This is a genomic window from Acinetobacter sp. ACZLY 512, from assembly GCF_023614015.1.
GTDB lineage: Bacteria > Pseudomonadota > Gammaproteobacteria > Pseudomonadales > Moraxellaceae > Acinetobacter > Acinetobacter soli.
Map to the genome: position 1 here is coordinate 34,637 of NZ_JAKIVI010000018.1, position 13,238 is coordinate 47,874.

Here is a 13,238-nt window from a genome sequence, read left to right on the forward strand (position 1 = left end):
GGCCAAAAGAATGGTCTGTTGTCGTGTTAACCTGCTAATGATTTAGCCTTTTTCCTCAGTTTTTATATTGAGAGTGGTTGATTGCGATGACAGCTTAAGCCTTTCTTCAATTAGGAGTCATCGACCATGCGCGCCGATATTCACCCAAAATACGAAAAATTAGTTGCTACTTGTTCATGCGGTAACGTTATTGAAACTCGTTCTGCACTTGCTAAAGACACTCTTTACCTTGACGTATGTTCAGCTTGCCACCCATTTTACACTGGTAAGCAAAAGAACGTAGATACAGGCGGTCGTATCGACAAGTTCAAACAACGTTTCTCTGGTATGTCACGTTCTATCAAACGTTAATACTGAAAAACAAAAAAACGGGCCTTATGCCCGTTTTTTTATGTCTGTTATACGGCTCAGTGTTGATCTTGAACATCGACCAGACGATCAAGTTTAACTTGAAAGTAGTTGCCTTGCAGATAACGCGCGCTAATATTCCACGCATTTGCAAATACATTGACATCATTAAGCTCGGGCATAATGAGTTCAATGGTCGCAGGAAGCTGGGCATGTTCGATTTGAGCCTGTAAATCCAGTGCTGATTGTTCAACTGATAAGTCCTGATTAAACTTCGCATTGAGACGCAAATAACGCACATTACTCTTTTGCAAAATCGAACTGAGTTGCGGATCTGGCATATAATTACGAATCGAAATGAATACACCGCACTGGTGCAGTATTGAAAGTTGCTGCTGTGCTTGAGATGTAATTTTATTTAGTGCTGAAAAAGGTAGTTGAATCACAATTGGATGCTGTTCTTTACTTCCTAATATAGAGAGTAGCTGTTGCATGAGTGCAGAAATTTGCGGCAAAGCCAAGAAAAATTCACTTAAATTAATGATCAGTTTGGCAGATGGATACTGCTGAATAAATTGTTTGAGTTGCTTGACTGACTGTTCAAGTACATAACGATCCAGCTGGAGCATCAATTCAGGTGCATCTTGAAGATCTGTATGATCGAGCAGGCTATCCCATTGATTATTATTTAAATGACCATAGCTGACTTCATAAATATATAATGTCTGGTCTTGTTTGTCGTAGAGCTGTTGATAGCGAAGCTCGAGTGTATTTTGCTCGAGTTGATTTTTGATCTGCTGTGCAAAACTTGTATTCAATTCAGCAGGTGCTGTGACAACATGCCGTTGTAGTTGAACGTGTGGTGTGCTTTTTGGAGAAGCTTGAGTGGTTTCCTTGTGAGGTAATGCCTGATGCAAGGCTTTGTTGATATAGTTTTCAAGACTCTCTGTATGTTCAACTTGGCTTGGTATAAGGCAGTATCCTGTTTTAAGTAAGGTTTCTAGATTCAAACTTTGGCTAACATAAGGGAACGTCTTGCTAATTTTAGTTTCTAGCTGCATGAGTTCTGTACGTAAGGCTTCAATTGAAACCGCCTGAAAAATGGCGAGATATGCGCCGTGATCGAGTTTTTGAAATGCAACGGCTTCTAAAAAACGTTCAATGACTGTTTCGATCTCATTAAAGTAAGCTGGTATTGCACGCCATTCATGTGAATAAATCGCTTCAAAGTGATAGAGTGGTGCAAAAATGACAATACTGTTCAGTTTGGCTGGCGCGCGTTTAAGCTGTTGATTGAGCCACTCAACGGTATCAAATGGACTGTTTTGCACAAGATCTGGTAGATCAACATCATCAATTTTTTGTGGTTCAAGTGATTCAAATTCAAAATCAATTAATGGTGTATCGAACTGCTCACAATCGATGCTCAGTTGAACGGTATCATCGCCATGTGGCAAAAAATTCAAACGTAAAGGGTCGTTATTAATCAGTTCGGGATGCTGAGATTGAAGAACGATGCGGTTTCGTTCGGGATGTTGCACGCTAATCCGTTTAAAAAACTGTTTAAATGCAGCTACATTTTCAGGTTGCAGTATATCCAGTAAAGGCAAGCCAATTACATCATCTTGGTGTGCGATCTTAAAGAGTGCCAAATATTCGGCATTGGCTTGAATGTGAATGCCTTCTTCAATCAATGCGACGGCTTTGCGACTTTGACGGACCAATGACTGAGTTCGAAGGTGAGCTGCATTTAACTCATTGTTTAAACGATGTTCGTTTTGAAGCAAGGCACTGTAATTTAAAGCACGTGACAGCACCACATAAAACTGCTCAGGCTGAGAAAGATCGATCAAATCATACAGGCCTTGCTGTATCAAGTGCGTTTGCTCGATAGCAGTAAGGGTGCCGGTAGTCAGAAATAGAATCGGTAAGCTCGGCTCTGCCTGTTGCTGCACTATTGCAATCGTCTGCGCCAGATCAAGATCATAAGCATTTGCAAAAATGACCAGATCCCAGCGCTGCTTAAGATATTTTTCAAAACTGATCAGATCATCGAGCAAAATCGCTTGAGCGCTGTAATCCTTGGCTGCCAAAAGATCAATAAATTGATTATAGCGAAGCTGATTATCGTCTATGAAGAGAATGCGGAGGTCGGAGTGTTTTGAATTTTTATTAAGCAACGCGTTTCTCACTTCAATTTTGTCCTTAACGTATCGTTAGTTCACTCTGCTGTGACGTATCATAACGTTTTTTAGCGTATTTTTTTGTGCTTCATCGGGTAAATCAAACTCAAACTGAATAAAACTTTGCGTAATTAATTGAGCTTTGAGTAAATAAAGTACAAATTCCTCGGTGCCTATTTGAAGTTTTAGAGTATTTTGTTGCTGAAAAACAGAATAGTTGGCGATGATTAAGGTGAGTTTTGCATGATCTAAATGCTGACTTTGAACCAGTAGAGCGGGCAGATAATGTGATTGATCTTGATTTTCTAGACGTACCGCACAGGGCAAAACGTCTTTGGTTAAAATTTCGAGTCCCATTTCAAGATTTTTTTCTGAGGCTTGTTTGATCCAGCGAATCACACCGCCACGCCATTTGCCATGGATGTTCTCTTTAACCAGAATCAACTCGCCAGTTTTTAAATGAGCAGGGATTTCCTCAGGCCATTTGATACGGTAACCACTTACACTCATATCGAGGATATCAGTCATATAGATTTTTTTTGCTTCACGCGATAAGCGTGATGGTGGTGAAAACAGTGTTTTATCAATATTTTCAATGGAGAAGTGATCTGTAGTTTCGTTTAGTACGATGTCGTGCTCAAGGGTGTCGATAAAGTTTTTGCTTTTTGACAAGTAAAAATGAGCAGTATGAAGACCAAAGCAAATATGTAATTGGCCTGATGATTCAAAACGCTCATGACGACGCTCGCCAATACTTCCTAAAATATTTTGTACATGAAACTTAAGCGCAGGCGTTAAAAACTGTTTTTCTATTGTAGAGAGATAATCATCACTCTTGTGAAGTGTTGCAGTGATATGTTCGAGCAAGGGTTGTGTTGAAATAAATAAATTTGGAAAAATTGCCGGATATTGCTTTCGATTATAGGCTGGCGGCAGATCTTTGGTTTTATCAATAACATACTTCGAGCTTTGAGATTCTTTATATTCGAGTTGAATCAGCTTTGCCCATTCAAAACTACATTCGTATAAAGACTGAATTTCCGACTGACGAATCTGATTGGTATTGAGAATATGCAGCAAAATGACTTGATGATAGGATCGTAAAATATTTTTAAGAGGTCGATTAAGACCTTGCAGCTGGTTGATGTTTTCGAGCTCTACTTTGCCTTTTTGTGCCAGATCAAACAACCAGTGAATGCATAACCATTGGCCAGTGGCAGGTTTGCTGTACATCATTTGCTGCTGATACACCAGTTGAGTTAACTCATGCATGGCATAGTAAATCGATAATGTTTTGGCTGCCTTAAGATTTTTCTTTTTTTTCAGGGCAAAAATTGAAAACTTTTGCTGCGCCAATTGTGCTGAACTTTGCTTGGCGATAATGATATAACCATTCGCCAGGCAGGTTCTTAAGCGAAAAGCAAGTTCAATAATATGATCGTTTCGATCGCTATGAATCAGACCTTGATTAAAAAAGTGGCTTTCAAGATGTTGCAGTACATGATTGAATTGCGGTGATAAAATCTGTAAAAAATCAAATCGAAGCGTCTCTGAGCATTCAAGTTCGTTGATTTCAATCAGTGCTTCAAATAATGCTTTGGCAGCATCACCGAGCGGTAAAAGTGAAAGCGAACTGACCCAACATGCCACGGCGTCTGGCTCTGCGGCAGCAAAGCTCAGTTCATTTCGATTGAAAATGATGGGACGTTGAAGAATGTCGGTAAAAACTTTATTCATATTGGCTGTAATATGTGTTAATTAAAAAGTCAGCTTGCCAAATAACGGTGTTTTGTTTTTTTCGCCAGCAATCTCTCGAACCAGTTTTGGAACAAGATAACCCGGTAGGCCCGCCAAAATGTCATGATAAATCTCATCGATTCTTGATCCGCTCAGATCAAAATGCTGAGCACCTTTTACTTTATCAAGTACATGCAGATAATACGGCATCACGCGTGCATCGAACAAGCGCTGACTGAGTTCAATCAAAGTTTGTGCATCATCATTTACGCCTTTAAGCAATACTGCCTGATTCAAGGCGGTAATCCCATGTTGGCTTAATTTCTCTAAATATGCACAGGTTTGATCATCAAGTTCGGCGGCATGGTTGGCATGAATGACCACAATAATGCGTAAGCGCGTACTTTTTAAAATTTCAAGCAATTCAGTATCAAGACGCTGCGGGATCACCACTGGAACACGCGAGTGAATACGTAAAATTTTCACTTGCTGAAGCGATTCTAGGCGTTCGATCCAAAGTTTAAGTTTACGGTTACTGAGAGTGAGCGGATCTCCACCACTTAAAATTACTTCATTGATATGTGGATTTTGCTCGATATAGGCTTTAATTTGGGGCCAGTCATCCTGTTTAGGTAAGTTTTCCTGATAAGGGAAATGCCGACGAAAGCAATAACGACAATGAACAGCACACGCACCGGTCAGGGTGAGTAAAAAACGAGATTGATATTTATGTAAAACGCCAGGGAGCTGGTTGGCTGCTTCTTCACCCAGTGGATCAGTCACAAATTCAGGATGTTCTTCAAGTTCAAGATGATGCGGCAATACTTGCAGCAGCAAAGGATCGAGTGGATCACCTTTACGCATTTTACCTACAAAAGCACGAGGAACCCGTAATTTGAAGCTTTTGGATGCTAAAATTGCCCCAGACAATAATGCATCTGAACAGATCTCTAACTGATCAAGTAACTCAAAAGGATCGGTGATTAGATCACTGAGTTGCGATTGCCAGTTTTGCTCTTGATATAAATAGTTTATCATGCGACACGGAAAAAATAATGCTAGTCTAGCATTAATACATTTAAGTTAGTAAGTTTGGAGTGTGCCAGTCATGGCCAGTTATTCTACAAATGAATTCAAGCAAGGCCTTAAAGTCATGCTTGACGGTAACCCATGTTCAATCATGGAAAATGAATATGTAAAACCTGGTAAAGGTCAAGCGTTCAACCGTGTAAAACTTCGTAACCTTAAAACAGGTAAAGTTTTAGAAAAAACATTCAAGTCTGGTGATTCATTAGAAGCTGCTGATATTGTTGAAGTTGAGATGGACTATCTTTACAACGACGGCGAGCTATGGAATTTCATGGACCCTGTTACGTTTGAACAAATTGCAGCAGACAAAACTGCAATGGGCGATGCAGCGAAATGGTTAAAAGACGACTCGAACGAGAAGTGCACCATCATGCTGTTTAATGGTGTTCCATTAAACGTTAGTGCGCCAAACTTTGTGGTATTAAAAATTGTTGAAACCGATCCGGGTGTTCGTGGCGATACCTCTGGCGGTGGCGGTAAGCCTGCGAAACTTGAAACAGGTGCTGTAGTACGCGTACCTTTATTTGTTCAGCAAGAAGAAAGCGTTCGTGTAGACACCCGTACAGGTGAATATTTAGAGCGTGCATAATCTTGATTGAATAGATTATGATGAAAGGGTGATAGATTATCACCCTTTTTTTATGCCAAAGTAGTACATTAAAATAACAAAATAAGGAGTAAAGTCACGAGCTTAAGTTTCAAAAAAATACGTTTTAAAGGGCATTTCGTGTTTCAAACAATGAGGTTATAAATGGATAATATACAAAGGAAATCTACCCTCAGCGCAAAACTTGGTTGGAGTTTGGTTGCCATTATTGGCGCAGTTTCATTTGGGATCCTTGCCATCAGTCGAGGTGAGCATGTCAACGCCGTTTGGCTCGTGCTCGCGGCCATCTGCGTTTACAGCATTGCGTATCGTTTTTACAGTTTATTCATCGCTACCAAAGTATTTGAATTAAATTCCCGACGGTTAACCCCTGCACATCGTTTAACCGATGGCTTAGATTATGTTCCAACCAATAAATATGTATTGTTTGGGCATCACTTTGCTGCAATTGCAGGTGCAGGGCCTTTGGTTGGTCCTATTCTTGCCGCGCAGATGGGTTATTTGCCAGGCACTATCTGGCTTTTGGTCGGTGTTGTGGTGGCTGGTGCAGTACAAGACTTTATGGTCTTGTTTATCTCGACGCGCCGAGACGGACGCTCGCTGGGTGAAATGGCTAAACAAGAGCTCGGTTCTTTTGCAGGTGTGGTTGTGATGCTGGGTGCACTGGGCGTCATGATTATCATTCTAGCGGTTCTGGCACTGGTGGTGGTCAAAGCATTGGCACACAGTCCATGGGGCGTATTTAGTATTGCCGCAACCATTCCAATCGCACTCTTTATGGGGGTGTATATGCGCTATTTACGTCCGGGTAAAATCGCAGAAGTCTCGATCATCGGCTTTGTACTGATGATGCTGGCCATTGTGTATGGTGGACATATTGCAGCCGATCCATATTGGGGGCCATTTTTCACCCTGACAGGTACACAACTCACTTGGTGCCTAATAGTTTATGGCTTTATTGCTTCGGTATTACCGGTTTGGTTACTGCTTGCGCCACGTGATTATTTATCGACTTTCTTAAAAATTGGTGTGATTGCTGGTCTGGCAATCGGCATTATGGTGGCATTACCTGAGCTCAAAATGCCAGCGGTCACACATTTTATTGATGGGACGGGTCCAGTATTTTCTGGTAGTTTGTTCCCGTTTTTGTTTATTACCATTGCCTGTGGTGCGATTTCAGGTTTCCACGCCTTGGTTTCAAGTGGCACCACACCAAAACTGGTCGACAACGAAGTCAATATTCGTATGATTGGTTATGGCGGTATGTTAATGGAATCATTTGTGGCCATCATGGCCATGATCTGTGCAACAGTGCTGGATCCGGGAGTGTACTTTGCCATTAATGCACCGGCAGCCGTTTTAGGGACTACGGTCGAAACCGCAGCAGAAGCGGTGCGTAACCTTGGTTTTGTGGTTACCCCAGAAGCATTAACCTTGCTGGCTCAAGAAGTAGGTGAGTCGACCATTTTATCGCGTACGGGTGGAGCACCAACCTTTGCCATTGGTATGGCGCACATCATCTCTGAAATTTTCAACAATCGCTCGATGATGGCCTTCTGGTATCACTTTGCGATCTTGTTTGAAGCTTTATTTATTTTAACCGCAGTTGATGCCGGTACCCGTGCATGCCGTTTTATGGTTCAGGACACTGTTGGTATTGTGATTCCCGCAATCAAAAAATCAGGCTCCTTCGTGGGTAATATTATCGGTACTGCTGTTGCTGTGGGTGGATGGGGCTTCTTCGTTTATCAAGGCGTAGTTGATCCGCTTGGTGGGATTAACTCGTTGTGGCCGCTGTTTGGTGTAGGTAACCAAATGCTTGCTGCAATGGCACTGATTTTAGGTACAGTCATCTTGTTTAAGATGAAAAAAGAAAAGTATGTTTGGGTCACGATTGTTCCAACAATTTTCTTACTTATTACCTGTATGACGGCTGGCTGGCAAAAGATTTTCCACGAAAATCCAAAAATTGGCTTTTTGGCACAGGCCAACCGTTTTTCAGATGCAATTGCTCGTGGTGAGCTATTAAAGCCAGCAAAAACAATGGCAGAAATGCAAGCTGTAGTGATTTCAAACCAAATCAATGCAGTGCTATGTGGTTTCTTTATGGTGGTTGCAATCGTCATGGTGATTGCGTCGATTGGCGTGATTCGTCGTGCGCTTGCAAGCAAAGTCCCTACGGTCAATGAAGCACCTGCTGTGTATGAGGATGCAGATGCGTCTACCGTCACACAAGGAAAATAGCGATGGAACTAAGAATTGGAAAAAAAGGTAAGGCGATGATTGTGAAAATCATCAAAATGACCATTATGTCGCAAAAAGATCTGCTTCTCTCACCTAAGAATTGGTCGAGAATTGCAAATTTATTTAAGCGCTTACAGCAAAGTTTTCGCTTGATGGTAGGGGTGCCTGATTATCAGACTTATTTGGATCATATGAAGAAGCACCACGCGGATTTGACCCCGATGGATGAAAAAACTTTTCATCGCTATTGTGTCGACTCTCGCTATCCATCGAAAGGTGGAAATTTGAAGAAATGTCCGTGTTAATCGTTATGTAATTGCTTTAGAAAAAATAAAAAACGGTGTATGTTTGAGCATATGCCGTTTTTTTATGAGCCATTTCAATGTGGAAAAAACAACAATTAGAATCATCGACATATTTCAAAGAACATTCATCTCTTCAACATCATATTGAACATTACACGCCAAGCATTCAGCTTTTTTTAAATCAGATTAATCAGATCATTTTAGATAAACCGGTTCAAACCAAGCTGTCCTTGGTCTGTTTGCTGGCCAATGGGCATGTGCTATTTGAAGATTTACCGGGATTAGGTAAAACAACTTTGGCCAGTGCTTTGGCTAAGCTTGCGGGGTTGCACTTTAATCGGATTCAATTTACCAACGATATGCTGGCCAGTGATGTGATTGGCATGAATATGTTTAATCAAAAAGAATCTAATTTTGAGTTTAAGCATGGCCCTATTTTTACCCAGATTTTACTGGCCGATGAAATCAATCGTTGTAGCCCCAAAACGCAAAGTGCACTGTTGCAAGCGATGGAAGAGGGCGTAGTGACCTTAGATAGTGTGACATATAAACTCCCCGAGCCATTTTGGGTGATTGCTACACAAAATCCAATTTTTCAGAGCGGCACTTATGCACTTCCTGAATCGCAGCTCGATCGTTTCCTCATGCGACTGAGCTTGGGATATCCGTCACGTGCGGCAGAAAAAAGCCTCTTACTTGATGCGTCAAGACAGACACTTCTTGAGCAAATTACACCTGTATTGAGTCATGGCGATATTGTGTTGATGCAACAGTGTGTGCAGCAGGTGTATTTAAGTGATGTCGTATTAAATTACATATTAGACTTGGCTTCTTACAGTCGCTTGCAATCACATGGTCTTTCAACACGCGCTTTACTCGCAATTAAAATGGCTGCTCAGGCATTGGCATTTGTGGAAGGTCGTGAATATGTCATTACAGACGATATACAAACAGTGTTTCCAGCGGTGGCTGCACACCGTATGAAAATGACCGAGCAGGATGCTCACCTACTTTTGGACCAGGTGGAGGTCAATGATTAGGAGTTTGGATGATGCGGACACTCTGGCAGCGATGGTTAAACAAACGTTTTCGAATGGAACAAAGCACCATCTTGAAGCAACGTGATATTTTGATTTTTTTGCATCCCCAAGGCATTTTGTTTCTGTTGTTAACTGTCATTACATTTATTGCCGGGATTAATTATGCCAATAATCTGATTTTGGGATTTTGCTTTTTAATTACGTCATTGCTGTGCATGAGTGTGTATCTTGGCTTTAAACAACTCCATCAACTCAAACTAGAAATTTTTTGTCCTGAAGTTGGACAGGTCAATCATGTATTGCAAATCCAGCTTCAGTTTAAACAGTCAAATCACGCGATCAGATATTTAATGATTCATTTGCCTGAATCTCAGCAAGGTATATTACTCAACGAAATGAGTGGCAATATCGCATTGGAGTTTACACCCACCACACGAGGTGCGTTTGAATTGCCTCGGATAAAAATTATGTCGAGTTATCCGTTTGGAATTGTACAAGCTTGGACGTATTTACACGTGACACAAAAAATATGGATTGCACCCGCAAGTATTAGCATCGAGATGGAAGACAAGTATGTGCAACTTGAGCAGCAACATGATTTGGATGACTTTCGTGAACTGCAAGCTTATCGAGAAGGAGATACGCTACAGCATGTTTCATGGAAGCATCTTGCACGTGGGCAAGGATGGCTAACCAAACAATTTGAACCACACATTGAGCACAATCAGTTGATGATTGATTACAACGCGCTTCCTAGTCATGAACATGAACAAAAACTAAGCTGGATGATGCATTTGATTGAAAAGAGCGAGCAAGCTGATCGCTCTTTTTCACTGATTTTACCGCAAACTCATTTAAAGCCATCCATGGGAGCTAAGCACTCGATTCAGGCCCGAAAATTACTGGCGCAGGCCTGATATGGATAAGCAACTTTATTTTGCTGTACTACCACTCACGATCATGGTGCTTGTGGCTCAATTTGCTTATATGCCGGCGTCGGTGTCTTTGATTTGGCTCATTATGTTGCTGGTAATCGTATGGCGATATTTTTATGCTGCGCAAAAGCCTATTTCTAAATTATTTTTGGTTGCACTGGTGTGTACGGCCCTTGGTCTGATTTATTTATCTTTTAAAACCTTTTTGGGTGTCGAGGCGGGCGTAGCATTACTCACGACTTGCTTATATGCCAAATGTATCGAAAGCAAAAGTACCCGAGACTTGTTGGTTGTATTTAATTTTGGTCTTTTTGTCTGTGCCAGTTTATTTCTACATAGTCAGTCAGCCTTGATGCTCATTGGCGTTTTGGTTGGGCTGATATTTTGTTTAATTGGATTATATCGTATTCAAATTTATGGTTTTATAGAGACGAACTCTACGCGATCATCTATCAAGCATGATGTGATTTTAACAATACGAACCATTTTGATTGCAACTCCGTTTTTCCTGATTTTATTTATATTTTTTCCCCGCTTTCCACCACTTTGGCATGTTCCGCTTACCTCGCATCAGGGCATGACTGGAATGAGTGACCGGATGTCGCCGGGTGACATTGCAGAATTGTCTCAATCGACCGCCTTGGCTTTTCGTATTATGGGTGATCTTACGCAATTGCCCATACAGCAGCAGCGCTATTGGCGTGCGATGGTGCTTGATCAGTATGATGGCGTTGTCTGGACGACCCATGCGGTTAACCAACTTCCAATACGTAACGAAATATTCCCTCATCAGGCGGTTCGCTATCAATATTTATCGGCCTTGCCGAATCAGTCATGGATCATGGGATTAGATCAATCAGGCGTGCGCGATCCAAATTATCAGCAGTATGCTGATGGCAGTATTAAACAAATTCGAAGACCATCAGGCACTGTACCTATTGAATTGTATTGGATGCAAACACAGATCAATACTACTGCACGAGCGATACAGTTAAGACAAGCACTAGATGCACCCCAACAGCTTGCACCGCAGACTTTTGCACTTGCACAACAGCTCTGGCAGCAAAGTAATTCGAATCCAAGTCTTTATATTGAGCGCGTACTACACTGGTATCAAACACAAGGTTTTGTTTACACCTTATCGCCTGGCGTACTGAGCGGTAATCGAATGGATCAGTTTCTTTTTGAGCGCAAACAAGGATTTTGTGAGCATTATGCATCGAGTTTTGTACTGTTGATGCGCTATGCAGGTATTCCGGCAAGAATAGTGGTGGGGTATCAAGGCGGACAGCTCGCACCCGATGCAAAAAGTTGGGAAGTTCGCCAGCTTGACGCTCATGCATGGACCGAAGTTTATTTAAATGATACATGGCAACGCATCGACCCGACTGCCGTGATTGCACCAGCTCGAATCGATGAAGGTATGCAACGCTATCTTGAGGGCAACCAAAATGTCTGGGGTAATCAGGCGCAAAGTGGATGGGCAAGACACAATTTTAATTTTTTAAAAACACTCATCATCTGGCGCGATTATTTTGACTATCAATGGCAAAGTAAAGTAGTGGGCTATGATGTAAATCGTCAGCAGAATTTTTTGGCAGGTTTGGGAATTTTTTCCAGTACCAAAGCTATGTTGATGATGTTGAGTTTGATTGCTGTGGTCGTCATCATTTTTGTGTGGGGCCATGGTTATTTTTATCGACCTAAACGCTCAAGACTTGAGCGCTTGATTAATGGCTTTAGCCATAAGATTCATAAATCACTGCAAAAAAATAAAAGTGAAACCTTCAAATCATGGTTTCAGCGACTTTCGATGCATGTAAAACATACAAAACCTTTTGATGATGCGATTGCTGTACATGAAAAAATTCAGTTTTCAGGTGAATTTTTAGACAAAGATTATATAAAATTCAAAGAATTGCTTAAACTGTGTGCATCTGAATTAAAGTCGTTAGAAAAAGCTTGTGTTCGTAAGGGAAACTGAATATTATTGCAACCACTTAGGCGTATAGCTCAGTTGGTTAGAGCGCTACGTTGACATCGTAGAGGTCTCCAGTTCGAGTCTGGATATGCCTACCAAGATATGCTGTTAAATCAGCAACTTAAAACCCACCTCATCAGGTGGGTTTTTCGTTTTAGTGAGTATTTCGGGGTATTTTCGGGGAACTCAGTCCTGTTTTAAAGTGGGTAGGTTTAAAAAATAACCAGAATTAAGACGCGTTTCTACCTAAAGCTCACCCTGGTTGGCTTCGGTTCTTCATGGCCAGAAATATAATGATCGGTCATTTTTACGGTCGCATGGCCAGCCAATGCTTGTGCATATGCCTTGCCATATTTCTGCGTAATGTTATAAACACCTAAGGCACGTAAATCATGGAATGATGGTCGCTGTCTTGGTTCAAGATGATCATACACTTCTGACAAATCCCGATACTTTTGGAACTGCTTGGTTAAGTGATCTTCGGTTACTGCAAAAGGATGTAACTTTGCAATTCGGTTATGCTCGGTTTGAATAGCCATCAAAATTCTAGACACACATAACCATCTTTTGATTGGCCTTTTCATAATCTAATGGAGAACGCTGACTATTGGAACCATGTCTGCGTTTTGAATTATAGAACATCTCAATATATTCAAATATATCGGATCTTGCTTCAGTTCTAGTTGCATAGATTCTCTTTTTAATTCGTTCCCGCTTTAATAGCTGAAAGAAGCTTTCTGCAACAGCATTGTCATGGCAATTGCCTCTA

General features: G+C 41.3%; 12 protein-coding genes and 1 tRNA gene. 8 read left to right on the top strand and 5 right to left on the bottom strand.

Translation table 11 applies throughout. The annotated features are described in order from the left end of the window. Positions 1–126 precede the first annotated feature (126 nt). Positions 127–351 (top strand): 50S ribosomal protein L31, encoded by a 225-nt coding sequence (gene rpmE, locus L2096_RS15255; RefSeq protein WP_004938371.1) that lies wholly within the window; start codon positions 127–129, stop codon positions 349–351. A gap of 56 nt (positions 352–407) precedes the next feature. Here rpmE and L2096_RS15260 read toward each other — a convergent pair whose 3' ends face one another. The 3 genes from L2096_RS15260 to epmB are packed head-to-tail and all read right to left on the bottom strand — an operon-like array spanning position 408 to position 5,306. Beyond that, positions 408–2,540, bottom strand: a complete 2,133-nt coding sequence (locus tag L2096_RS15260) for an EAL domain-containing protein (RefSeq protein WP_250365767.1) — start codon at positions 2,538–2,540, stop codon at positions 408–410. Between the two features lie 24 nt (positions 2,541–2,564). After that, positions 2,565–4,268, bottom strand: coding sequence for a cyclic-di-GMP receptor FimW-related protein (locus tag L2096_RS15265; protein ID WP_250365768.1), 1,704 nt, complete (start codon positions 4,266–4,268; stop codon positions 2,565–2,567). 21 nt (positions 4,269–4,289) lie between these two features. Further along, positions 4,290–5,306, bottom strand: a complete 1,017-nt coding sequence (epmB, locus tag L2096_RS15270) for an EF-P beta-lysylation protein EpmB (protein ID WP_250365769.1) — start codon at positions 5,304–5,306, stop codon at positions 4,290–4,292. Positions 5,307–5,376: 70 nt separating this feature from the next. Between epmB and efp the strand changes: the two genes are divergently transcribed. The 7 genes from efp (at position 5,377) to L2096_RS15305 (ending at position 12,567) form a co-directional block, all read left to right on the top strand. Beyond that, positions 5,377–5,946, top strand: coding sequence for an elongation factor P (gene efp, locus L2096_RS15275; RefSeq protein WP_004938364.1), 570 nt, complete (start codon positions 5,377–5,379; stop codon positions 5,944–5,946). A 162-nt stretch (positions 5,947–6,108) separates the two neighbouring features. After that, positions 6,109–8,208: a carbon starvation CstA family protein gene (locus tag L2096_RS15280; RefSeq protein WP_004938363.1), complete on the top strand. Its 2,100-nt coding sequence runs from the start codon at positions 6,109–6,111 to the stop codon at positions 8,206–8,208. A gap of 2 nt (positions 8,209–8,210) precedes the next feature. Further along, positions 8,211–8,513, top strand: coding sequence for a YbdD/YjiX family protein (locus L2096_RS15285; RefSeq protein ID WP_250365770.1), 303 nt, complete (start codon positions 8,211–8,213; stop codon positions 8,511–8,513). A 77-nt stretch (positions 8,514–8,590) separates the two neighbouring features. Beyond that, the gene (locus L2096_RS15290; RefSeq protein ID WP_004947824.1) at positions 8,591–9,553 is read left to right on the top strand and encodes an AAA family ATPase; all 963 of its coding nucleotides are present in this window, start codon (positions 8,591–8,593) and stop codon (positions 9,551–9,553) included. Between the two features lie 8 nt (positions 9,554–9,561). After that, the gene (locus L2096_RS15295) at positions 9,562–10,470 is read left to right on the top strand and encodes a DUF58 domain-containing protein (protein WP_250365771.1); all 909 of its coding nucleotides are present in this window, start codon (positions 9,562–9,564) and stop codon (positions 10,468–10,470) included. A 1-nt stretch (position 10,471) separates the two neighbouring features. Further along, entirely contained in the window at positions 10,472–12,472 is a 2,001-nt protein-coding gene (locus L2096_RS15300) for a transglutaminase TgpA family protein (RefSeq protein WP_250365772.1), read from the top strand. A gap of 18 nt (positions 12,473–12,490) precedes the next feature. Continuing rightward, a tRNA-Val gene (locus tag L2096_RS15305) sits at positions 12,491–12,567 on the top strand. Positions 12,568–12,711: 144 nt separating this feature from the next. On the opposite strand, the gene L2096_RS15310 is transcribed toward L2096_RS15305, so the two are convergent. Further along, a complete protein-coding gene (locus L2096_RS15310; RefSeq protein ID WP_250365773.1) occupies positions 12,712–13,023 on the bottom strand; it encodes a site-specific integrase in 312 nt (103 codons plus the stop codon). Continuing rightward, positions 13,016–13,238: IS3 family transposase (locus tag L2096_RS15315; protein ID WP_250365774.1), on the bottom strand; the 223-nt coding region annotated here is incomplete at its 5' end. The genes L2096_RS15310 and L2096_RS15315, both read right to left, overlap by 8 nt.

What these genes read in the sequence shown, in the direction of transcription:
- L2096_RS15265 (WP_250365768.1), bottom strand. Translation starts at nt 4,268, where the DNA reads ATGAATAAAGTTTTTACCGACATTCTTCAACGTCCCATCATTTTCAAT.
- L2096_RS15290 (WP_004947824.1), top strand. Translation starts at nt 8,591, where the DNA reads ATGTGGAAAAAACAACAATTAGAATCATCGACATATTTCAAAGAACAT.
- L2096_RS15280 (WP_004938363.1), top strand. Translation starts at nt 6,109, where the DNA reads ATGGATAATATACAAAGGAAATCTACCCTCAGCGCAAAACTTGGTTGG.
- efp (WP_004938364.1), top strand. Translation starts at nt 5,377, where the DNA reads ATGGCCAGTTATTCTACAAATGAATTCAAGCAAGGCCTTAAAGTCATG.
- rpmE (WP_004938371.1), top strand. Translation starts at nt 127, where the DNA reads ATGCGCGCCGATATTCACCCAAAATACGAAAAATTAGTTGCTACTTGT.
- L2096_RS15285 (WP_250365770.1), top strand. Translation starts at nt 8,211, where the DNA reads ATGGAACTAAGAATTGGAAAAAAAGGTAAGGCGATGATTGTGAAAATC.
- L2096_RS15295 (WP_250365771.1), top strand. Translation starts at nt 9,562, where the DNA reads ATGATGCGGACACTCTGGCAGCGATGGTTAAACAAACGTTTTCGAATG.
- L2096_RS15300 (WP_250365772.1), top strand. Translation starts at nt 10,472, where the DNA reads ATGGATAAGCAACTTTATTTTGCTGTACTACCACTCACGATCATGGTG.
- epmB (WP_250365769.1), bottom strand. Translation starts at nt 5,306, where the DNA reads ATGATAAACTATTTATATCAAGAGCAAAACTGGCAATCGCAACTCAGT.